General features: G+C 38.6%; 22 protein-coding genes. 7 read left to right on the top strand and 15 right to left on the bottom strand.

Annotated elements, in window-relative coordinates; translation table 11 throughout:
* Positions 1-69 precede the first annotated feature (69 nt).
* Positions 70-1,539 carry a ribosomal protection-like ABC-F family protein gene (abc-f, locus tag H5S10_RS08290; protein WP_182589272.1) on the top strand — a complete coding sequence of 490 codons (1,470 nt, stop codon included), beginning with the start codon at positions 70-72 and terminating at the stop codon, positions 1,537-1,539.
* Between the two features lie 95 nt (positions 1,540-1,634).
* Here the strand turns inward: abc-f and H5S10_RS08285 are convergent, their stop codons facing one another.
* Complete coding sequence (locus H5S10_RS08285; RefSeq protein ID WP_182589271.1) at positions 1,635-2,351, bottom strand: alpha/beta hydrolase; 717 nt, start codon at positions 2,349-2,351, stop codon at positions 1,635-1,637.
* Positions 2,352-2,531: 180 nt separating this feature from the next.
* On the opposite strand from H5S10_RS08285, the gene H5S10_RS08280 reads away from it, so the two are divergent.
* Positions 2,532-3,560 (top strand): YeiH family protein, encoded by a 1,029-nt coding sequence (locus tag H5S10_RS08280; RefSeq protein ID WP_182586820.1) that lies wholly within the window; start codon positions 2,532-2,534, stop codon positions 3,558-3,560.
* 428 nt (positions 3,561-3,988) lie between these two features.
* Here H5S10_RS08280 and H5S10_RS08275 read toward each other — a convergent pair whose 3' ends face one another.
* The gene (locus tag H5S10_RS08275; RefSeq protein WP_182589371.1) at positions 3,989-4,903 is read right to left on the bottom strand and encodes a PLP-dependent cysteine synthase family protein; all 915 of its coding nucleotides are present in this window, start codon (positions 4,901-4,903) and stop codon (positions 3,989-3,991) included.
* A 307-nt stretch (positions 4,904-5,210) separates the two neighbouring features.
* Between H5S10_RS08275 and hemH the strand changes: the two genes are divergently transcribed.
* Both hemH and H5S10_RS08265 read left to right on the top strand, forming a co-directional pair.
* A complete protein-coding gene (gene hemH / locus H5S10_RS08270) occupies positions 5,211-6,143 on the top strand; it encodes a ferrochelatase (RefSeq protein WP_182589270.1) in 933 nt (310 codons plus the stop codon).
* 2 nt (positions 6,144-6,145) lie between these two features.
* Positions 6,146-7,450: an Nramp family divalent metal transporter gene (locus tag H5S10_RS08265; protein WP_182589269.1), complete on the top strand. Its 1,305-nt coding sequence runs from the start codon at positions 6,146-6,148 to the stop codon at positions 7,448-7,450.
* Between the two features lie 273 nt (positions 7,451-7,723).
* On the opposite strand, the gene H5S10_RS08260 is transcribed toward H5S10_RS08265, so the two are convergent.
* From H5S10_RS08260 to H5S10_RS08250, 3 genes are read right to left on the bottom strand one after another with little or no spacing between them, the layout of a single operon-like run.
* Positions 7,724-8,269 carry a class I SAM-dependent methyltransferase gene (locus H5S10_RS08260; RefSeq protein WP_182589268.1) on the bottom strand — a complete coding sequence of 182 codons (546 nt, stop codon included), beginning with the start codon at positions 8,267-8,269 and terminating at the stop codon, positions 7,724-7,726.
* Between the two features lie 17 nt (positions 8,270-8,286).
* Positions 8,287-8,955, bottom strand: a complete 669-nt coding sequence (locus H5S10_RS08255) for a potassium channel family protein (protein ID WP_182586816.1) — start codon at positions 8,953-8,955, stop codon at positions 8,287-8,289.
* Positions 8,948-10,291 carry a TrkH family potassium uptake protein gene (locus H5S10_RS08250; protein ID WP_182586815.1) on the bottom strand — a complete coding sequence of 448 codons (1,344 nt, stop codon included), beginning with the start codon at positions 10,289-10,291 and terminating at the stop codon, positions 8,948-8,950. Before H5S10_RS08250 ends, H5S10_RS08255 begins: the two co-directional genes overlap by 8 nt.
* Positions 10,292-10,442: 151 nt before the next feature.
* On the opposite strand from H5S10_RS08250, the gene H5S10_RS08245 reads away from it, so the two are divergent.
* Together H5S10_RS08245 and H5S10_RS08240 are read left to right on the top strand one after the other, a co-directional pair.
* On the top strand, positions 10,443-12,215 hold the full coding sequence (locus tag H5S10_RS08245) for an oleate hydratase (protein ID WP_182589267.1): 1,773 nt from the start codon (positions 10,443-10,445) through the stop codon (positions 12,213-12,215).
* A gap of 75 nt (positions 12,216-12,290) precedes the next feature.
* Complete coding sequence (locus tag H5S10_RS08240) at positions 12,291-13,052, top strand: NADPH-dependent oxidoreductase (RefSeq protein ID WP_182589266.1); 762 nt, start codon at positions 12,291-12,293, stop codon at positions 13,050-13,052.
* Positions 13,053-14,115: 1,063 nt separating this feature from the next.
* Here the strand turns inward: H5S10_RS08240 and phoU are convergent.
* Genes phoU through H5S10_RS08215 form a run of 5 tightly spaced genes read right to left on the bottom strand, consistent with a single transcriptional unit; the run spans position 14,116 to position 18,251 of the window.
* A complete protein-coding gene (phoU, locus tag H5S10_RS08235; protein WP_182586812.1) occupies positions 14,116-14,817 on the bottom strand; it encodes a phosphate signaling complex protein PhoU in 702 nt (233 codons plus the stop codon).
* A gap of 10 nt (positions 14,818-14,827) precedes the next feature.
* Entirely contained in the window at positions 14,828-15,583 is a 756-nt protein-coding gene (pstB, locus tag H5S10_RS08230) for a phosphate ABC transporter ATP-binding protein PstB (protein ID WP_182586811.1), read from the bottom strand.
* Between the two features lie 10 nt (positions 15,584-15,593).
* A complete protein-coding gene (pstA, locus tag H5S10_RS08225; RefSeq protein ID WP_019253675.1) occupies positions 15,594-16,475 on the bottom strand; it encodes a phosphate ABC transporter permease PstA in 882 nt (293 codons plus the stop codon).
* Positions 16,475-17,374 (bottom strand): phosphate ABC transporter permease subunit PstC, encoded by a 900-nt coding sequence (gene pstC / locus H5S10_RS08220; RefSeq protein WP_182586810.1) that lies wholly within the window; start codon positions 17,372-17,374, stop codon positions 16,475-16,477. The genes pstA and pstC overlap by 1 nt, the downstream gene beginning before the upstream one ends.
* A 4-nt stretch (positions 17,375-17,378) precedes the next feature.
* Positions 17,379-18,251 (bottom strand): phosphate ABC transporter substrate-binding protein, encoded by an 873-nt coding sequence (locus H5S10_RS08215; protein WP_182589265.1) that lies wholly within the window; start codon positions 18,249-18,251, stop codon positions 17,379-17,381.
* 125 nt (positions 18,252-18,376) lie between these two features.
* On the opposite strand from H5S10_RS08215, the gene H5S10_RS08210 reads away from it, so the two are divergent.
* A complete protein-coding gene (locus H5S10_RS08210; protein ID WP_182589264.1) occupies positions 18,377-19,087 on the top strand; it encodes a winged helix-turn-helix domain-containing protein in 711 nt (236 codons plus the stop codon).
* 72 nt (positions 19,088-19,159) lie between these two features.
* Here H5S10_RS08210 and H5S10_RS08205 read toward each other — a convergent pair whose 3' ends face one another.
* The 5 genes from H5S10_RS08205 to crcB (H5S10_RS08185) are packed head-to-tail and all read right to left on the bottom strand — an operon-like array spanning position 19,160 to position 22,538.
* Entirely contained in the window at positions 19,160-19,885 is a 726-nt protein-coding gene (locus H5S10_RS08205; RefSeq protein ID WP_182586807.1) for an energy-coupling factor ABC transporter ATP-binding protein, read from the bottom strand.
* The gene (locus H5S10_RS08200; protein WP_182586806.1) at positions 19,882-20,730 is read right to left on the bottom strand and encodes an energy-coupling factor transporter transmembrane component T; all 849 of its coding nucleotides are present in this window, start codon (positions 20,728-20,730) and stop codon (positions 19,882-19,884) included. The genes H5S10_RS08205 and H5S10_RS08200 overlap by 4 nt, the downstream gene beginning before the upstream one ends.
* Positions 20,699-21,712: a cobalt transporter CbiM gene (gene cbiM, locus H5S10_RS08195; protein WP_182586805.1), complete on the bottom strand. Its 1,014-nt coding sequence runs from the start codon at positions 21,710-21,712 to the stop codon at positions 20,699-20,701. The genes H5S10_RS08200 and cbiM overlap by 32 nt, the downstream gene beginning before the upstream one ends.
* 19 nt (positions 21,713-21,731) lie before the next feature.
* Positions 21,732-22,142 (bottom strand): fluoride efflux transporter CrcB, encoded by a 411-nt coding sequence (gene crcB / locus H5S10_RS08190; RefSeq protein WP_182586804.1) that lies wholly within the window; start codon positions 22,140-22,142, stop codon positions 21,732-21,734.
* Between the two features lie 15 nt (positions 22,143-22,157).
* On the bottom strand, positions 22,158-22,538 hold the full coding sequence (crcB, locus tag H5S10_RS08185) for a fluoride efflux transporter CrcB (RefSeq protein ID WP_134907686.1): 381 nt from the start codon (positions 22,536-22,538) through the stop codon (positions 22,158-22,160).
* Positions 22,539-22,552 lie beyond the last annotated feature (14 nt).

Raw genomic sequence — 22,552 nt, 5'->3', positions numbered from 1 at the left:
TAAAAGTCTACCTGTAGAGGTAGGCTTTTTTGTTACCTTTTCTGCAATCAACGAAAGGGTGATTTTTTTATGGAACCAATTACGATAAACAATTTAACTTTTGCTTATCCTGGGCAAGAACCGCTTTTTAATCATTGCGATCTCAATATTAGCAGCGATTGGAAGCTGGGTCTTCTCGGGCGAAATGGTCGTGGCAAAACCACATTACTCAAAATCTTGCAAAAACAACTTTCCTTTCAAGGAAGTATTCAAACCAATCTTAAGTTTAACTATTATCCATTAGCAATTCGCAAATCGGATGATTACACATTGGATGTGCTTATGAGAAGTGGCTATCAAGGTGAACAATGGCAAATCGAACGAGAATTAAATTTGATGTCAACTCCTCCAAAATTACTCTGGCAACGTTTCAGTAGTCTTAGCGGTGGCGAACAAACGCGCGTAATGCTAGCAACTCTTTTTGCCCAAGATGGATATTTCCCCCTGCTTGATGAACCTACTAATCACCTTGATCAAGATGGTCGAAAACAAATTGCTCAATATCTAAAAGCGAAGAAAACTGGCTTCATTATTACTAGTCATGACCGTAATTTCCTCGACCAAGTCATTAATCATTCATTAGTGATTGAACAACACCAACTTGTTTTAACCCATGGCAATTACAGTGATTATTTTGTTCATAAGGAGCAACGAGATTCTGCGGCCATCAAGAAAAACGAAAATTTATTAAAAGATATTCATCATTTAAAGCAAACACGGCAGGCAAAATCTCAATGGGCTCAACAAGCAGAAAATGAAAAGAAGAATAATTCGCATGCAGATAAAGGCTTTATTGGTGCCAAAGCTGCAAAAATGATGAAAAAAGCAACAATAATGAAAGGACGCTTAGATACTGCAATTGATGAACAAAAAGGGCTGTTAAAAGAAATTGAAAAAGTTGTTCCGCTAACAATTAATGTCCTCCCCACTAATCATCAACCATTGTTAAGCATTAATGATCTAACGTTATCATATCCAACTAAACAACTCTGTTCTAATATCACTACAACCATTGAAAAACATGACCAGATCCTACTCTGTGGTAATAATGGTACTGGAAAATCTAGTATCATTGATGCAATCATCGGGACATTCAGTGGTAAACAAAGCGGAGAGATACTTTTTAGCAGTACCCTTAAAATCAGCACAGTACGTCAAGATTATTCTGATAATCATGGAAGTTTACGTAGTTTTGCATCTTCTTCTAGAATTAACTACGATCAATTTCTTAACCTTCTTCGTAAATTAGGATTGGAGCGCACTACTTTTAATGTTCCGATTGAAGAAATGAGTATGGGACAACAAAAGAAGGTTGAACTAGCACGGTCATTAGCTGACCCTGCCCACCTTTATTTATGGGATGAGCCACTAAATTATCTTGATACCTATAATCAGCAACAACTAATTCAGTTAATTCAAGAAAAGCGGCCTCCAATGCTAATTGTTGAGCACGACCAAAACTTCATTAATCAAATCGCTACAAAGAAAATTGAAATTTAATATTTCCTGGGAAATAATTCAAATTTCCCAACTTAATATTAAAAAGGAGCTTCATGCGGCAAAACAATAGTCGTTTGAAGCTCCTTAATCATTATTTAAATCAAATTCAATTCAGTTAACCACTCAAGAAATAGCGGGAACCACTTCCCCATATGAGTATCTACCCGATCATTATTGACAATGCCAGTATATTCGTTAGCTAATGCAATCCCATGTCCCCCTGTACCAAATTCATGTAATTCATATGGAATATCATGCTTAATCAACGCATCGGCATATACTTGGAGGTGATCAACAAAGGGCGTTAGTTCATCTTTTGCTGAGCCCCACATAAATGTTGGTGGTGTTTGTGGATTTACCAGTTTTGCCACGTTTTCGGTTGTAACCCCCATGCGGTCATCAATCAAGGGTTGAATAACAGGATATCCTAATGCAGCGAATTTAGCGTGTGTTAGTTTTTCATTACTATATGCAGCAGCGATTTGGCCGCCTGCAGAAAAGCCAATAATTCCCAACCGATCAATGTCAACATCTAATTCATCTGCATGGTCGACAATATATTCAAATGCTTGATGGACTGCTATTTTAGCTTCCTCATAACTTTTATGTTCAACCACTGGATACCGCACAACAAACGTTTGCCATGCATGGGTTGCAAAAGTTAATGCCACACGTTCGGAATCTCGCTCCATAATCTGGTTATAACTACCTCCTGGCAAAATAACAAGGCCGGGCAACCCTTTATCAGTATTACTATGATAAATATCTAGAGACGAATATGGTTGATCTAAGTTAACACTTTTAATTTCCATTTTCTCACCTCATTTTGATTTTTCTAAATGTTAAAATTACAAATAATAGTATAACCTCAATCTGCGATAAACGATACAATTAAACAATTTGTTACTAATTTCTAAATTCCCTCTTGTTTATCACGACACATTTGTTAAAGTGATAAAGTATCAATTATTATTTTGGGGGTAGAAAATCTAATGAGTATTATGAAGACTAGGTCATTTTGGATTGCTGCCATTATGACCTTAATTTGTTCTGTCGCTGGAGTTCTTTTAGCAAAACTGCCTTATGTCAACTTGATCGGGGCATTGGTTATTGCTTTATTATTAGGTATTGTAATGCAGTTGACTCCTGCTAGCTTGCGAAATGAGGCTCAAGGCGGCATCGGATTTATTTCTAACAAATTTTTACGACTTGGTATTATTCTCCTTGGTTTCCGCTTAAACCTAGAAAAGCTTGCTGCCGCTGGAGTTAAGACTATTTTGGTTGCAGCTATTGGGGTTACCGGAACCATTGTCCTTACTTATTGGCTCAGTCGAAAGTTTGGTGCAGAAGATGAATTAGCTATTCTATCTGCTTGCGGCTGTGGTATTTGTGGAGCAGCTGCCGTAATGGGGGTTTCACCACAAATTGAAACCGACAACGAGGAGCGCAAACGAGAAAATGAAGTATTAGCTGTTGCTGTTGTTTGTGTAATGGGGACAGTATTTACTTTAGTTGAAATTGGTATCAAGCCACTCCTCGGGCTTACTGATCCACAGTTTGGAATTGTTGCCGGTGGTTCATTACATGAAATTGCTCATGCCGTTGCAGCCGGGGGTGCTTTTGGTGAAGCAAGTTTAGATAACGCCCTTATTATGAAACTTTCACGTGTTCTTCTCTTAGCGCCAGTCGCTTTAATTGTTGGTTACTGGTATCAACATCGCCTTGTAGTTGAAAGTGAAGAAGAACATACTAAAGAACCAAAGAAATTACCAATTCCTTGGTTCCTTGGTGGTTTTATTTTAACTAGTGTGTTAGGAACCTTTCTTCCATTTTCACCAGCCTTCCTTGATGCACTTGTTCAAGCAGCCTACATCTTTTTAGGAATGGCAATGGCTGCATTAGGTGTTTCAGTAAACTTTAAGGTTATTTTCAAACGCGGAGGTGCCGTTTTTGGTGCGGCTGCGATTAGTTCAACCTGCTTATTGGTGTTTATGATTATTATGAGTAAAATATTCTTCTAATTATTAAAAGCGTTAAATTGAGGATTTATTTTAGTGGCAGATAGCTCTTCCTCTAATTTAACGCTTTTTCTTTTGGTAGAATTCCTAAATAATCATAGCAGCAATTAATCCTAATACTGCTATATGTCTATCTTATTACTTGTTCGTGCCAACTCATTAGTTTTATTATTCTTCAAAACTTATCCACATTTTCACGTCAATTAGCTACTAAAATAAATGGCCGAGGTTTACTATTATCCCGTCTTCTTTATTTAATTAAGGTAACAACTTAACTAAATTAGAAATAGAGACATTGAACATTACATAGATAATAAAAGCGAATTAACGATGCCACCTAAAAATTTTCAACCATTTTATTTTAAAATAATTGTGTTTTTGTTCTTCTTTAATGTATGAACGATCCGTAATGAAATGAAAGATATTCATGTCTATTCCTCATAAATATGTTCACTAAGGTAACGCTCGCTTGAATCAGGAAATACCGTGACTAAATTAGCCCCGTGTGGCAATTCTTTAGCAACTTCTAAACTTGCCGCAAGCGCAGCCCCACTAGAGCTCCCAATAAAGAGGCCGAGATTTTTAGCAACCCAGCGAACATAATAGAATGCATCGTCATCACTAATCGTTTTTACCCCGGTATAATCTAAATCCTTGAAAAATGGTGGAATAAACTCCACTCCAATTCCTTCTGTGCGGTGACGATGGGCTGGACCGCCATTTAGTATCGATCCCGCTGGCTCAACTACATAGCCTTTAAGTTCAGGATAGGCATCCTTTAACGATTTTTGAATTCCTGCAAAAGTGCCACCACTTCCTGCACCCGCCACAAAGGCCGCCAGCGGTTTATTAGCAAGGTCAGCTAAAATTTCTGGTCCTAAGGTGTGTTGATAAACATCAGGATTCGCTGGATTCTGAAATTGTAAAGGCACGTACGCATCCCCGATTTCAGCAGCCAATTCTTTTGCAGCCGCAATCGCCCCCTTAATTCCCTCTTCACTAGGGGTATTAATCACTTCAGCTCCCAAGGCACGCATTAATGTTTGCTTTTCAAAGCTAAATTTTTCTGGCACCACTAATTTAACTGGCAAATGATATTTTAATGCTGCTAAAGCGACTCCAATTCCTGTATTTCCGGCCGTTGGCTCAATAATCGTTGTTGAATCTTTTATTTTTCCTTCTTCCATTCCTCGCTGGATTAATGCCATCCCCAAACGATCCTTGATACTGCCACCTGGGTTAAACATTTCGAGCTTAGCATAAATATTAACGTCATTCGGAGTCTTCATCGGCAAGTGCATTAAGGGGGTGTGACCAATCAAATCATAAGTATTTTCAACTAACATCATAAGTTCCTTCTTCCTCAGTGTATAAAAAAAGGCGCAAACTCAAGAATAATCTTGGATTTGTGCCTTATGTATTATCAACTTGATAGTAATTCAATTAAAAATGAGTATACCAAAAAGTGAGTCGCATAAGACGCGATTCACAACAACAAGTATTTGCGTTAACAAAATAATTGTTTTCCATTGGTAATTTCCTCGTAATTCAAATTACAGTAATAATAACTAGTTAAAAGTAAGTTGTCAAGAAAATTTACAGTGACAGGTGTAAAATAAAAAAGAATTATTTTATAAAGCAGGAGCGATACCTATGAAAAAGAATGGACTACTATTAGTCAATCTCGGTTCACCCGATACGCCAACAACTCCCGACGTTAAACGTTATTTGAAAGAATTCCTCAGTGATCGAAATGTTATCGAAATGCCACCAGCATTATGGCAGCCACTCCTTCGTGGGATTATTCTCCCAACGAGATCATGGCGATCAGCGACTTTTTATCGTAATTGTTGGACAAAAGATGGCTCCCCATTAATTGTCTACACAGAACGATTGGTTGCTAAGGTTCAGGAATTAATGCCGGAATGGGTTGTCAAAATGGCAATGACCTATGGCAAGCCTAAAATTAGCGATACAATCGCCGAAATGAAAAAGGAATGCCAAAATATCACAGTTTTGCCGCTCTTCCCTTTTTTCACTAAAAGTACAACCCAAACAATTATTGATAAGGTAAAGGATGCTGATCCAGAAGCGAAAATAATTGATCGTTTCTCGGCAGAAGAAGATTATCTAGACTTAGTGGCTAAGCAAATTCAAACGGCATGGGATAGGGGGAAATATGATAAATTACTCATTTCATATCATGGAATTCCGACTGCCATGGTTAATCATGGTGATCCTTATCGCGATGAAACAGAAGCGGCTACCGCAGAACTGATCAAACGCCTGAACATTCCCGAAAAGCAAATTAAGATGGCTTACCAATCTAAGTTTGGCCCAATGCCATGGTTAAAACCTTACCTCCGAAATACCCTGCTTAATGAGGCACAACTCGGGCATCGTGATGTGTTAGTCGTTGCCCCATCATTTGTGGCGGACTGCTTAGAAACGTTAGAAGAAGATCAAGTGCAAAACTATCAGATCTTTCGTGAAAATGGCGGAAATAACCTTGTAATGGTGCCTTCGCTCAATGATTCACCAGAATTTGCCCAGTTTATTACCGATCTTGTGCAACGAAAGGGATAAAAATGGAACGGAAAAGTTTAGACGAAATCAATGGGAGTGTTGATGTTCCAAATGTCTATCAAAGTGCATTTTGGCAAAAATTTCTTGCTTATAGTGGCCCGGGTGCTTTAGTCGCTGTTGGTTATATGGACCCGGGGAACTGGTTAACTTCCCTTGCTGGTGGTAGCCAATACCGCTATCAACTCTTAGTGGTCCTTTTTACCGCCATTTTAATCGCTATGTACATGCAATCTTTATCAATTAAACTCGGCGTTACCACCAGAACCGACCTTGCCCAGGCAATCGCGCGACGCTTACCTACTCCCCTGCGGATTGCCCTGTGGTTATTTAATGAAATAGCGATGATGGCAACTGACTTAACCGGAGTAGTCGGAACTGCCGTCGCCTTAAACATGCTATTCAAGCTGCCATTACTTATCGGCGTCCTATTAACAATTGCGGACGTGCTAGTTGTCTTATTTTTCCTTCATTTTGGGATCCGCCGAATTGAATTTATCGTTTTAACTGCCATTCTGGTTGTCGGCACTATCTTTGCGATTGAAGTATGCCGGGCTCATCCCGAATTTTCCGCAATCATGGACGGTTTTATTCCCCGTTCCACGATTTTTACTAATCACAGTGAGTTGCTAATTAGTTTAGGAATTGTCGGGGCCACGATTATGCCCCATAATATTTACCTTCATTCATCCCTGGCACAAAGTCGACGCTATAATGAGCATGATCCAAAGCAAGTCAAAGAAACGCTCCGTTTTGCTAATTGGGATTCATTAATTCACCTTTTTGCGGCCTTCATCGTCAACGCTCTTCTGCTTATCCTTGGTGGAACCCTCTTCTTTCACGCGGTAAGTCTCGGCAGTCTTGAGGATGTCTTTTTCGGACTAAAGAATCCCCATATCGTCGGTACTCTAGCAAGCCCATTAATGAGTTGGCTCTTTGCCTTTGCTCTTTTGGTAACTGGTTTAATCTCCTCAATCACTAGTACCTTGGCTGGCCAAATTGTCATGGAAGGTTTTATCAATATTCGCCTCCCGCTATGGAAACGACGCCTTCTTACTCGGGCCGTAACTTTAGTACCAATCCTAATTATCGGCTTCATGATTAATTTCAACGAAGAGCAGTTTGAGCAACTCATTATTTATGCCCAAATTGTCCTTAGTATTGCCTTACCATTTACCCTCTATCCCCTTGTTGCTTTGACGGGCAATAAGAAACTGATGGGACCACACGTTAATTCACCATGGCAAACCGTCCTTGGATATGTTTTGGCTAGCTTGGTCACGGGGTTGAACTTGCTGGTGTTGGTATAATTTTTTCATTATTTATCAGCATAAACCCAATAGATAAATACCCTTATTTTCAGTTATCAGTGTTTAAAAAACTAATCAAATATTGTAAGATGATAATAAATTTTGTTGTAACTTTTGATGCAATAAAAGACTGGGCACTATTTACTTTTGGGAGAGTAATTTGATATTAAAAAATTTTTATCTTTGGTGTGACGCTTTTATCAATCTCATTTTACAACTGAATTAAAGAAGCAGGGCTGAACGGTATTTATGTTCAAACCCTGCTTCTTTATTTTAGTTTCGTCGCGCAACCATCACACGCTGTCCACCTATTTGTTTAACTTTAATATCATTAAACCGATAATATTCCAGTAGTTGACGATAACGTTGCACAGTAGTAGCAGTAATCACTAGGGTTCCCTTAAAAGCGAGGACCCTTATCGCCTCTTGTAAAACACGTCCTTGCGTAATTGCTGGTTTCACCTGTTGTAAATTACTAATCAGAACATAGTCAAACTGATGATCAGTGAAAGGCAAATTAGTATTATCAGTCAACTCTACTTTCGCCCGATCAGCTACTACCTCTTCTTTTATCAGTTCCTTTACTTGCTGTGCCTGCTTTTCATTTTTAACTATCCCCATAATTTTCCCGGGAACAGTCAATTGCTTGGCAAGGTTAATAAACGTTTTTCCATTACCAACGCTCATATCAAGGATTTGAACATTCTCACCTAGCGATAAATCAGCACTTATCTTTTCCCAAACCTGTTGTCGTTGCCAGAACCACCATCCAACAATCCCAGCAACTATAACAATTACGATCACAATCACGACTATCAATTCTCTTCACCTATTATTTAACTAACAATATCGTTTAATTTTCGAATATCTTTTAAATTTCCTACGACTGTAATCTTATCATGTGGTTGAATTACATCATTAGCTTGCGGCATCTGGTTGACTTCATCATCCTGGCTAACAATGATAATCACATTAACATTATAACGATTACGAAAATCCAGTTCGTCTAAAGTCTTATTAAAGAACTTCGGGTTATTAATATTTACTTCTGCTAAGGTTATTTCCTTACTTAAAGTTACATAATCGATGACGCTGGGATTTAATTGTTGGAAAATAAGTCGCTTAGCTAAATCATGCTCTGGACGAACAACCATATCAGCGCCAATTCGTTCTAAAACGCGCGCATGATTAACATTCTCAGCCCGACAGATTACATCTGGTGCCCCAAGTTCTTTAGCGATTAGTGTGGCCATAATACTTGCTTCAACATTTTTTCCGATCGAAATATAAACATGGTCAAAACTACCGATGTCAAGGTCGCGCAGGGCATCCTCATCTTGCGCATCCGCAATTACCGCCCGCATAACTGACCCTGCAAATTCATTTACCACTTCTTCACTAGAATCAATCGCCAATACTTCTTGCCCGGCTTGAACTAAGGCTTCACATATCGAGGCCCCAAATTGTCCGATTCCAATAACAGCATAACTTTCTTTTTTAGCCAATTAACACACTCTCCTCTGGATAACGATAATTTTTTGCTGCTGTACTTGCATTTAGGATTGAGAACATTACAGTATAGATCCCTACCCGTCCAACAAACATCAAAAACATAATAATAAATTGACCTAGTAAATTAAGGTGGGTTGTAATTCCTAACGATATTCCAGTTGTTCCAAAGGCCGCCACCGCCTCAAAGGTAACATACGCTAACGAATCATGTTTGGGCAAATCCTGTGTTTCTACAAGAATTAAAATTGATACAAGTAGAATAAATAAAGCAACAAATAATAATGTCAATGCCCGATAAATATTTTCTTGGGTAAAGCGCCGATGGGCAAAAGTCGTATCCCGTTGCCCACGCAAGGTCGCAAAACTCTGAATCGTCAATAGTCCGATTGTCGTTGTTTTAACCCCACCAGCAGTCGACCCTGGCGTTCCACCGATAAACATCAAAATAACAGTAAACGCGAGACCAGCAGCGCTTAAATCAGTATAAGGAAAAGTGATTAAACCGGCAGTTCGTGGGGTGATTGCCATAAAGATGGTATTGAGAATACGGTTGGAAAAACTTAATTTATCACTTAATTGCGCTAAGTTTTTCTCAGTAATAAAGTAAACAATCACAGAAACAATGAATAACACTGCCCCAGTTCGTAATGCTAACTGCGTATGTAACGATAGCCGGTGATATTTTGGATAATTGAGGATGTCTTTCCATACTAAGAATCCTAATGATCCAGCAATAATCAAAACAGCAAGCACACATAACATATAAGGGTCATTAGCATAATTTGCCATACTATTATCAAACAAGTCAAAACCGGCATTACAAAAGGCTGAGATTGAGTGAAAAATACTAAACCATATTCCCTTGCCAAAACCATAACGAGGATAGAAGTCAAAAAATAAAAAGATTCCACCCGCCAATTGGATAAGTAACGAAAGCCGAATGATAAGGTAAACCACATTCAATTGGGATAAGTGGTCAAGATTAAGCGCTTCTTGGGTTAGCAACCTTGTCGACATCCTCATCCGCTGCCGAACCAAAAGTGACATCATAACTGCAAATGTCATAAAGCCCAATCCGCCTACTTCCATCAAGATTGCAATTACAATCTGACCAAATAATGTCCAATGATGAGCTGTACTAACGAGGGTTAACCCTGTTACACAAGTTGCACTCGTTGAAGTGAAGAAAGCAGTCATAAAATTTGTCGTTTCTCCCGGTCGTGTTGCAAACGGCAAGGAGAGCAAGATTGTTCCCATAAAAATCACGGTCAAGAACCCAAATGTAAGGATTTTTGGAAAGGTATATTTATGTTTATTTATTTCAATCACGTTAATCCTTCCTCGTATTAATATTACTCAACTAATTATAAGCGTTTTTCTTAAATTCTAAACCATTATTTTATTTCCTGGGAAATCATCTCGAGAAAGCGCTACAATATAATTGTATACTAGATTGTTTTTCCTGAAAGGAGACCTTTTTATGTACTATTCAAACGGAAATTATGAAGCATTCGCTCGTCCCCGTAAGCCGGCGGGAGTGGATAAAAAACATGCTTATATTGTTGGTGCTGGTTTAGCAGGTCTTTCTGCGGCTGTCTTCTTAATTCGTGACGCCCAAATGCCAGGCGAAAGCATCCATATTTTTGAAGAGTTACCAATTGCTGGTGGTTCCTTAGATGGTCAAGATCGCCCCGATGTTGGCTTTGTCACTCGTGGTGGCCGTGAAATGGAAAATCACTTTGAATGTATGTGGGATATGTATCGTTCAATTCCATCCTTGGAAATCCCTGGCGCATCCTATCTTGATGAATATTATTGGCTAGATAAGGATGATCCAAATAGTTCAAATTGTCGCTTAACTTATAAACGGGGCAATGAGGTTCCCACTGACGGTAAGTATCTTCTCGGCAAGTCAACTAAGGAATTGATGAAACTGATCCTTACACCTGAAGATCAGCTCGGCGACTTAACGATCGGTGATTACTTCTCTGAGGACTTCTTCAAGAGTAACTTCTGGATTTATTGGTCAACCATGTTTGCTTTTGAGAGATGGCACTCATTAGCTGAAATGCGGCGATACGCAATGCGATTTATCCACCATATTGACGGTTTGCCTGACTTTACTGCTCTTAAATTCAATAAGTACAACCAGTATGAATCAATGACCAAACCATTGCTTGCATACCTTAAAGATCATGGTGTTAAGTTTGAATATGATACACAGGTCCAAAACGTCCTAGTTGATACCAAGAATGGTGAAAAGCACGCTAAAAAGATTATTCTTAAGCAAGGCGGCGAAGATAAAACCATCAACTTAACTGACGATGACCTGGTATTTGTTACCAATGGTTCAATCACGGAAAGTTCAAATTATGGGAGTCACCATCAGGTAGCGCAACCAACCCGTGCCCTTGGTGGCAGCTGGAAATTATGGGAAAATATTGCTAAACAATCACCAGCGTTCGGTCACCCTGACGTCTTTTGTAAAAATATTCCTAACCGCAGTTGGTTTATTTCTGCAACTGCTACCGTTAAGAATCCACAAATCGAACCGTACATTGAACGACTAACTAAGCGTGACCTTCATGATGGAAAGGTAAACACTGGTGGAATTATTACCGTCACTGATTCTAATTGGATGATGAGTTGGACTATCCACCGCCAACCTCATTTCAAGAGTCAAAAGCCAAACGAAACCATTGTATGGATCTATGGTCTCTATTCTGATACAGAAGGTAATTACATCAAAAAACGAATTGTTGACTGTACTGGAGAAGAAATCACTAAAGAATGGCTCTACCATATTGGGGTTCCAGAAGCTTTAATTGATGATTTAGCAAAAGAAGAATCGGTTAACACCGTTCCTGTTTATATGCCATTCGTTACTAGCTACTTCATGCCGCGGGTGAAAGGCGATCGTCCTGATGTTGTTCCTGAGGGGTCAGCTAACCTGGCCTTCATTGGTAACTTTGCCGAATCGCCAACTCGGGATACCGTCTTTACAACTGAATATTCAGTTCGGACTGCAATGGAAGCTGTTTATAGTCTCCTTAACGTTGATCGCGGGGTACCAGAAGTCTTTAATTCGATCTATGATATTCGCGAATTAATGCGGGCAATGTACTATATGAACGATAAAAAACCGCTTGAAGAAATTGACTTGCCAATTCCAAAAATTGTTGAAAAACCACTGCTCAAAAAAATCAAGAAGAACTGGATTGGCGAATTAATGGAAGAACAACATTTACTTTAAAAAATGAGGGAGTGAGGCATAAGGTATCGCTACTTTTGTCCCACTCCCTTCAATTAATATAAAGGAGTCCTTTTTATGACCAATGAAACTATTATGCACCAATTAAACCATCGTACAATTCGGGCATTTAAGCCAACGAACCTTTCAGCAGAACAACTGAATACTCTTTACTCTGTTGCTAGTCATACGCCAACTAGTATGTTTATGCAGCAGATGTCAATTATGCATATTACTGATCCAGATAAACGCGCCGCAATTAGGGAAATTAGTAAGCAACCGTATGTCGGCGCAAATGGAGACCTGTTCATTTTTTTAGTTGACCTTTATCGCAACCAACAAATACGGCAACAAAAGGGCAAGGATGATGGACGTTTACATACGGCAGATATTTTCTTTCAAGGCCTCGATGACGCAATTATGGCTGCACAAAACGTAATTACTGCTGCCGAGAGTATGGGGCTCGGGGTCGTTCCCCTTGGTTCAATTAAAAATGATCCGCAAAAAATTATCGAAGTTCTTAATCTTCCTAAAATGACCTTCCCAGTTTTAGGATTACAAATCGGTGTACCTGATCAAGAACCTCAACTAAAGCCCCGCCTTCCATTAAAATTCATCGCATTTAATAATAACTATCCGAAAGAGATCAAATTCAGTGACTTAAGCGATTATGATCAAGAAGTTACTACTTACTACGATCTTCGCGATACTAACCAGCGAAGTGATTCCTTTACCAACCAGATTGCTGGGGCTAAACTCGAGCGTCACTATACTAAACGTGATGAGATCATGAAGATCTTACATCAGCAAGGCCTTTGCACTGATGAAGGAATCGATTAGTTCATTCCCTCGAGAGCAGCTAATGTCGTTAAGATTGTGTCATAATAATTCTTCTCTGTTAATAACTTACTGAAGATATATTTTTAGCTAACATATCCTTCATTGTGATTACAGGCTAACCGCATTAAAAAAGCCTGATTTAACACTGTGTAGGAAAAATCAAGCTTGTAACTTAGTAAACTCATCTATGAAACAAATAATGTTGTTGATGTTAATTGGATAAAGGGATGCATTGTTTCAATGAAGAGTCTTTTATCTAACTTAAATAAACAAGTGGATTTCTTGTTTGTAAGTATTATATCATACCCGTTGTGAAAATGTTAACTAATCTTTTGCAATATTATAACAAATTTCTTCATACTCCAATTAATTAGCTATTTCCCAAGTTGGATAGCCAGTGATTTTAGTCACAAAATTGATAATTCCCCAAAAATGCCATATTAAAAGCAGCTAAACACTAGGAAATTTGTTCAAGGATTTCATTACTTTTTCTATACTTTTGTCTAATAATTTTTATTATATTCCTTCGGTTATAATATAATTATCCAAAATAAATATTTTTATGAGATTGGTATTGAAAAAAAAAAAAAAACGGTAATATAAAGGTGATAAATGAAATTCAATAAATTTATTTAAAAAAATAAATTTATTCTATCTAACTGATACCCCATTATGTTAGATAGCACTGAAATAGTAATTAATCCCCTAATTACTATTCCATTCATTTATCATCTTTCATCTCGAAAGGAGCGGATTTATGATTTGTTTTCCGGGCCATGTTAAAAAATTATCTACTTGATGTCTATTTTGAGCTAGTTTAATTAATCACATAGCTACTTTTCTTCCTTTATCATTATAACTTGCTCATTATCATGTATAAATGATTTTTAACATCGGAAAATCTCTTCTAGTGTTTCTCTCCCCCTTAGAAGCGCTGTTGTTTAATCAAAAAATAGAATATTCATTAATACACAGTTACAAAGCAATCTCTATAATTAAACTTTCTAACAATAAAAGCAATCTCGCTGTCTCCAATCAACATTGAGGTTGCTTTTATTATTAATTATTCTTTTTTTAATTTTCGACGGACTAATGTTGGATCAGCCTTTCCTGGATTTAATTCGACCAGTTTTCCTGATCCACTGTAAATAATCCATTCTGCTAAATTAACAATATGGTCACCTGCTCGTTCTAAATTCCGAATAACGGCTAAATAACTTTCATAGACCTTCACATCTTCGCCACCTTTAACCAGCGCTTTCATGATTACTTTTTGTAATTTTACATAAAGTAAATCAACTTTCAAATCTTCGTTAGCAACCTCATAGGCAACCTGCTCATCAGTATAGACATAAGCATCGAGGATTCGTTCAAGCATCTTGCGAACAATCATCATCATTTGTTCAATCGGTTGTTCAATTTTTTCATGATGTTCAAATTTGCTTAAGGTGATCGCAGCGCGGGCAATATGGGTAGAATAGTCCCCTAATCTTTCGATATCAGTACTAGCTTTTAAGATACTGATAATTTTCCGAAAGTCGGTTGCGACCGGGTTTTGCAATGCCATTAGCTTCAACGCTTGTTTTTCCAAATGAATTTCTTCATCATTAATCTTTGCATCAGTTGTTAAAACTTTATCCGCTAAGTCAGCATCATGATCCGTAAATGCCTTCGTTGCTTGATAGATCTGCTCACTAGCATCAATTCCCATTTCCATAAAATGGCTCCGTAGCCGTTTTAATTCATCATCAAAAATAGCTCCCATGTTTTCACTCCTAACCAAATTTTCCGCTAAGGTAATCTGCTGTTTGTTGTTGTTGAGGATTCATAAAAATATCTGCTGTCTGATTAAATTCAATTAATTTTCCTTGGTGCATAAAAGCTGTCCAGTCCGCTGAACGTGATGCTTGCTGCATATTATGGGTAACCATAATAATTGTAAATTTCTCTTTTAATTGTACTAGCGTATCTTCAATTTGCGAAGTCGAAACTGGATCGAGGGCACTTGTCGGTTCATCCATCAAGATAATTTCCGGTTGAACCGCAAGCGTCCGCGCGATACAAAGCCGTTGTTGCTGACCCCCAGATAAGGCTAGTGCACTTTCCTTTAAGTGATCTTTGACTTCTTCCCATAAAGCTGCCTGACGCAAACTTTCTTCTACACGTTGATCAAGAATTTGCCGATCCTTTACTCCCGCAAGCCGTAATCCATAAATAACATTCTCATAGATTGATAAAGGGAACGGTGTCGGCTGTTGAAAGACCATTCCAATTTGTTGACGAATCCGGTAAACATTAACTTTAGACTGGTTAATATTCAAGTCATGAAAATTAATTTCACCTTTGACCGTTGCTAAGTCATCGTTCATCCGGTTAAGACTGCGGAGTAATGTTGACTTTCCTGAACCAGAAGCCCCAATCATTGCCGTAATCTTGTTGGCCGGAAATTTCATTGAAACGTCATGAACAACATGTTTGTCACCATATAATACTTGTAAATTTTTCACTTCAAGAGCAACTGAATTTTCCATTCTCTTATCCTCACTTTGCAAGTCGTCGCTTGATTAAATAACCAATGTATCTAGCTAATAGGTTAAAGATTAAAATCGTTAGAATCAAAACCGCTACTGAACCATTTGAAACAGCACGGGCATCTGGAACCAGCCCTTCACTGTTAACTTTCCAGATATGAACGGCTAAAGTTTCGGCTGGTCGTAATGGATTTAAGAAACTGGTAGGACTAAATGGGTTCCAATCGGTATAGCTAATTGCTGGTGAACTCTGCCCGGCCGTGTAGATCAAGGCAGCAGCTTCCCCAAAGATGCGGCCAGCACTTAAGATCGCTCCCGTAATAATCCCCGGTAAAGCAGCTGGTAAAACAATTTTAGTTGTTACGCGCCACTTTGACATCCCTAATCCCAATCCTGCCTGACGTTGAAGATAAGGAACTTGGCGAAGAGCGTCTTCACATGCCCGCGTTAAAATTGGCAGGTTCAAAATCGTTAATGCTAGTGCCCCAGCAAGCAAAGAGAAATCCAATCCCCATTGCAAGACAAAGACTAAGTAACCAAATAGGCCCACTACCACTGATGGCAATGAGCTTAAAACTTCAATTGCCAACCGTAATAAGTTTGTCCATCGATTATCTGGGGCATATTCACTTAAGTAAATAGCAGCACATAATGCTAAAGGAATTGAAACGATTAATGTTAAAACAACTAGGTAAAGAGAATTAAACAATTGATCGCGAATCCCCCCACCACTTCTAAACGATTCCGCGCTTGAAGTTAAGAAATGCCAAGAAATATGAGGAATACCTGATAGTAATAAATACGCTAATAAGGCAAATAAAACTAACCCCACTAAACCGGTTAAAGTTAAAATAATCACGGTTGCCAACCGATCTACTTTTTCTGGACGCATTATTTTACCCCTTTCCGGCTAACAAGCCGCATTAACAGATTAAAGGCCAACGACATTACCAATAGAATTAAAGCTAAGGACCAGAGCGCATTGTTTGAGATTGTCCCCATGACTGTATTTCCAATTCCAGTAGTTAAAACACTAGTCAAGGTTGCCGCTGAATGCATCAATCCCGTTGGCATTACCGTCGTGTTTCCGATCACCATTTGAACTGCTAAGGCCTCACCAAATGCCCGCGCCATCCCAAATACCATTGCTGTTAAAATACCACTTTTGGCACTCGGAATAATCACCCGCGAAATCGTCTGCCAGCGAGTTGCTCCTAGCCCCGCAGAAGCATTGCGATATTGTTTGGGAACCGCCCTAAAACTATCAATTGTCATCGAAGTCATTGTTGGCAAAATCATCAAAAACAATACACAAGTTGCAGCGAGAATCCCAAATCCAGTGCCACCGAAAAAGCGCCGTAAAAAGGGAACGATTACTGTTAAACCGACATATCCATACACCACGGATGGAATTCCGACTAATAATTCGATGGTCGGTTGGAGAAACTTATATGCAGTTGATGGCAAAATCTCTGTGATTGCAATAGCAACTACTAAGGCAAGCGGCAAGGCAATTACTCCTGACAAAAGAGTAACGCTAAAAGAAGTAGCGATCATCGGTAACGCCCCAAATATGTGATCACTTGGCTGCCAGTTAATCCCACTTAGAAATTCCCACAATGAATAGTGATTACCAGTAAAGAGGGCGATTCCTTTCCAAGTTAAAAAGATTAAAATCGTTGCTACTAATCCCCCAATTAAAGTAATTGCAAGATAGCTAATTACTTTTCCCGAGGCTTCCTGCTTACTTTCAACAGAGGGCTGTGTCAAACGTTGTCGTAAGTCTTCCATCGTATTATTTCCTTTCAGTTACTTTCCCAGTCGGTGTTTTTTCAACTTTCATATCATGAATACTAATATAATGCGCTTCTGTTACGAGTGTCTTTTGAACTTTCTCGCTTTGCATATATTTAATGAAACTTGCAGTTGATTGGGATGGGTGTTTCTGCGTATACATATGCTCATATGACCATAATGGCCACTTATTAGTCGTAACATTATCAGCAGTTGGTGCTACTCCATCAAGCTTAACTGACTGAACTTGGTCATTAAGATAAGCAAATGCAATATAGCTGATTGCCCCTGGTGTATTTCTAATAATTTCTTTTACTGTCCCGTTTGAATCTTGTTCTTGCGCATTCACTGCCCGCATCCCTGGTTCCAATACTGTCTGCTCAAACGCAACCCGGGTTCCACTTCCATGAGCACGATTGATAACCGTAATTGGTAAATCAGGCCCACCAACTTCTTGCCAATTCGTAATTTGTCCCGTAAAAATTTGTTGCAGCTGTTTCATTGTCAAATTCTTAATTCCAAGCTCTTCATTAACGATTGGTACTATTCCCGAAACAGCAACAATATTATCATCTAATTTATTGGCATTAATCCCATCTTGCTGGTCAGCAAAGATATCAGCAGATCCGATATTTACTGCTCCTGCCTGCACTTGACTAAGGCCGGTTCCTGAACCACCACCCTGCACAATAATGCTGGTTTGGGGATGCTTAGTCCGGTAATCATTTGCAACTGCTTCCGCTAATGGTTGAAGAGCTGTTGAGCCGACAATGGTAATTTTTTCTTGTGATGGTTGTTGCTTAGCGAGGACCCATGACCCACCTAGCCAACAAACTATTGCGACGATAACAACCCCGATAATCGTTTTTTTCATTACTATTCCTACCTGTTTATTAGTTGTTTTCATATATTTCGTATGGTACAAATAGAGAATAGCAAGTCGATGTAAATTTTTAATCTTTGTAATGTAAAGGTTATGTAAATTTTGGAGAAATTATTATGACCAAGAAATTTTTACTAATGAGCCAGCAAGACGGTCTCGTTCAACAATTACAAGCCATTTGTAAAAAAGAACACTGGACCTATGAGCTCGTGACTACTCCGACGGGCTTAGTAGTAGCCTTAGAAAAAAATCAAATTAGTGGGATTTGGTGGGATATGACGGAAGTAAGTCTAGACACCACGATTGCTACCATGACCCTTATTAGGTCGCAAGTCCAAGGACCAATTACCGTTTTGGTCCCCCACCTTACAGAACGCATTCAACGAAAATTATACCGAGCACATGTTGATGATATAATTGAATTTCCCCTTCTTCCCAGTGTTTTTCGCCCCTTAATTCAGCAGCGATTGTGGATTTACCACTATCCACAGATGCATTCATTAGCTGATGATAATACGACAAAAAATGACCCAGTAATAACTACGGGATCATGGGAAATTAATCAAGAAACCTATACTGTTACTAAAAATGATAAAACAATCGCTCTAACCCCCAAGGAATTTCAATTACTTTCCTACTTAGTTGATCATAAAGGACAGGTATTAAATCGGGATCAACTCGTTAATGGCGTCTGGGGATATGATATCCTTGATACTTCACGGATCGTTGATATTCATATTAGTCACCTCCGCGATAAACTCGAAGATGATTCTCAACACCCAACTCACCTTCTCACAGTACGGGGATTTGGCTATAAATTTGTTTAAAATAATAAAAATGAACACTAAATGTTAATAGCTAACATTAGCGTTCATTTTTTGTTACAAACAGCTCTCATTTTATAAATTATCTAAGTAATCAATAAAGCGGGGCATTTCTTCCAATTGATCTGCAGTTATTTCCCGGGTAATAGTATGGTCTTCAGAAAAAACATAAACCCGGTCGACTAACGATCTAATCTGGTTAAAATGATGGCTCGAAATAATAATTGTTTTTCCTGCATGATGAAGCTGATTAACAATCTGAGTTATCAATGCCCGATATTTTGGTGACAAACCATTAAACGGTTCATCAAGAATTATAATGTCAGGATTCATCGCCAGAACACTCGCAATGGCCACAAGTTTTTGTTCCCCACCAGAAAGGTGATATGGCACCCGATCACGTAGTCGTTCAATTTTCAGAAGCTTTAAACAATCATTTACCCGTTGATCAATTTCATGCTGCGGAAGTCCTAAATGTTGAGGGCCAAATGCAATCTCATCAGTTACACTAGTATTGAATAATTGAATGTCACTATTTTGAAAGACAAAGCCAAATTTCTGATAAAATGGACCAGTTTTAGTTGAATCTTTTAAAAACTTCTTATCGATAGTCTGGTCATTAAATGTATATTTGCCGTTCTCTAAACTAAATAGGCCAACAATTGTTTTTAATAGTGTCGACTTTCCCGATCCGTTTGGACCCATAATGCAGACCGCATCCCCACGATTAACATTGATATTTACATCATGAAAACCCGTTTGCGTTCCATAAGTATAAGCTCCGTTAGCTATTTTGATCATGCAACCACTCCTCGTATTAAGCAGTATGCAACAATTGCTAATAACAATTCTCCCATACTAATAACATCATATTTATTCCAACTAAGTCTCCAACTTGCGACATTATTACTATTATATCCCCGTAATAACATTGCTTGGTAAAGGTCACTGGTTCGTTTTTTTGCTGATAGATACACTTGTCCGATAATTACACCTAAAACACGCCGATTTACGTGTTGTCCAAATGTCCGTAATTTAATACTGCTTAATAATTCCTGGATATAAACACCTAATGTATAAACATATTTCATTGTAATATCGAGAGTTAGAATAATAACATTTGGTAAATGTAATTGTTTCAATCCTTGAATGAACTGCGGCCAAGAAGTAATACTTAAGAATATGGAAATATTTAACATGATTAGTGCAATCCGCGCTAGAAATAACCCAATATTATTTGCCTGTAATAATAAACTTGGTAAAAGCACAACTAACGAAACAAGTAACAATTTACAAAGTTTTTTACTAATTGTAATTATTACCGATCCAGGCAAGATAAGTAGGTGCACTAACATCAAGATTAGCATTAGCCATAAAAACATAACTTGCGATGATAATACGATCAAAATTGTTAAACCAATCAGTTCAACAATTCGAACCCATGGTGAATTCTTAGCAGAATAAACTGGTGTAATTCGCGTAAGAAAAGCAACCAATGCGGCAAATTTACTCAAGTTATCTTGCACTAACCGCCCCTTTGTTAGGGGAACTTGATGCCGCTCTGAATTCATTAACCAGACTGGTAACTTTCCTACTAGTTTATTTTTAGGTTGATTATTTATTCGGGGCTTTGTTTGTTGAACCATAGACTGCCATCAGCACCTTACTTATTAAGAAGAAAATTAATATTGCTGTGATTGCGCTTAAAATATAGCCAATTGGCAAACTTGTTCCGGGAATCGTATAGTCACCAAACAATGCTGTATAGTTAAACCCATGATTCATCCCTGCAGGTACTGAACTTGAAATATGTTCTAATTTTAAGCGGTGAAGTAACTCAGTCTTATCCCATTCACCAAAAGCCGTTCCACTAGCGAGCAACCCAATTGGTGAAAGGACAACTAAGCCAATAATGACATATACCAGATATTTAAGTGAACCCTTTTTAGGCGTTCTTTGCTGGTCATTCTTGTAAATTTCAGCAGGCGCAACTTTCTTGACAAAAGTATAAACAACATAGGTAAAGAAAGCTTCAATCCACCCTGCTACTGCTAAGTGTGCAAAAGCCATTGCTGGAATTGTTACCGCTAATGGGTATGGATTATATAACGGCGCCCCACTCGCCGTATGCGCAATTAAAGGTTGAATTCCTAACTCAAACCCTGCCATCAAAGCAGCAAGATTAATTCCACAATATGAACCAATGATTGCGCCTAAACTTGCATGATGGTGTTTACGCAAAAAGTTATAAATCCAATAACCAGTAAACGGCATAATAATTGCCATATTAAAAATATTAGCACCTAAAGCAAGAATTCCACCGTCACCAAAGAGAAAAGCCTGTAAGATTAGCGCGACAGTAACTGCAATTGAGGCCGCGTATGGCCCAATTAAGATTGCAAGCAGCGTACCTCCAACCGCGTGTGCACTCGTTCCACCAGGTACCGGAACATTAAACATCATCATCAAAAACGATAATGAGGCTGCAATACCTAGCATCGGTGCGAGTTCACGATGTTCTTTTAACTGTACTTTTACTTTTTTTGCAGAGACCGCCACTACCGGCGCAGCAACTGCAAACATCACTGCACAAGTTGCCGGACTCAAATAATTATCTGGAATATGCACTAATCCCACTCCTTTTAATCTATTTCAACAGCTCCTCGCCATAATTCTTTCCCATTACTAAGAAAAGGCCAGCATAAACAGCAAATAATCCTAAAATCATATCAGCCAAAATATAGAAAATTCCGACCCAGATATGGCCACCCATAAACAATACCGTTATTCCCTGGGCGAAGGATGAAAACGTTGTTAAACCACCACAAAAACCTGTCGTGATGATCGTGTGCCAATCCTTAGGGACAATCTTTTTCAGTGCCCAGCCGGTAAATAATCCAATAATGAAACAACCGACAGCATTGACAATTAAGACTGCTAACGGATCAGCAAATGGTGGATTGATCCACAAATCTGAAATCAATTCACAAGCATAACGGAGTGCGCCACCGAAAAAACAGCCACAACCAATTACTAGCAATTTCAAACCATTGCTCATCTTATTAACTCCTTTCTACAACCACGAGTGGAACCATAATCCTAAGTAAACACAGCAAATGCAGGCAATTACGCTTCCTACCCAATATGTCCAGGCTAAAAGCTTTTTACCACTTTTGAAGTATTTCAAAGTTTCTAGTGAAAATGTAGAAAAAGTAGTTAATCCACCACAAAAGCCAGTTGCTAGCAAAACATTCATTGTATTTCGCAGCTCATCACTAGTGACCATTCCGGCAAAGACACCAATCAATAACGAACCAATTAGATTTGCCATAATGGTTCCCCAACGGTAATGGTCATAGTCAGTGTTTAATACATCTGATAGTAGACTTCGTAAGCCACCACCAAAAAATGCACCAACTCCAGCTGCAAGTAAATCTGTAACAATAATATTCATTCTTATCTACCTGC

This window comes from Limosilactobacillus balticus, from assembly GCF_014145615.1.
In the GTDB taxonomy this organism is placed as follows: Bacteria; Bacillota; Bacilli; order Lactobacillales; family Lactobacillaceae; genus Limosilactobacillus; species Limosilactobacillus balticus.
This window is presented reverse-complemented; position numbering and strand designations above follow the sequence as displayed.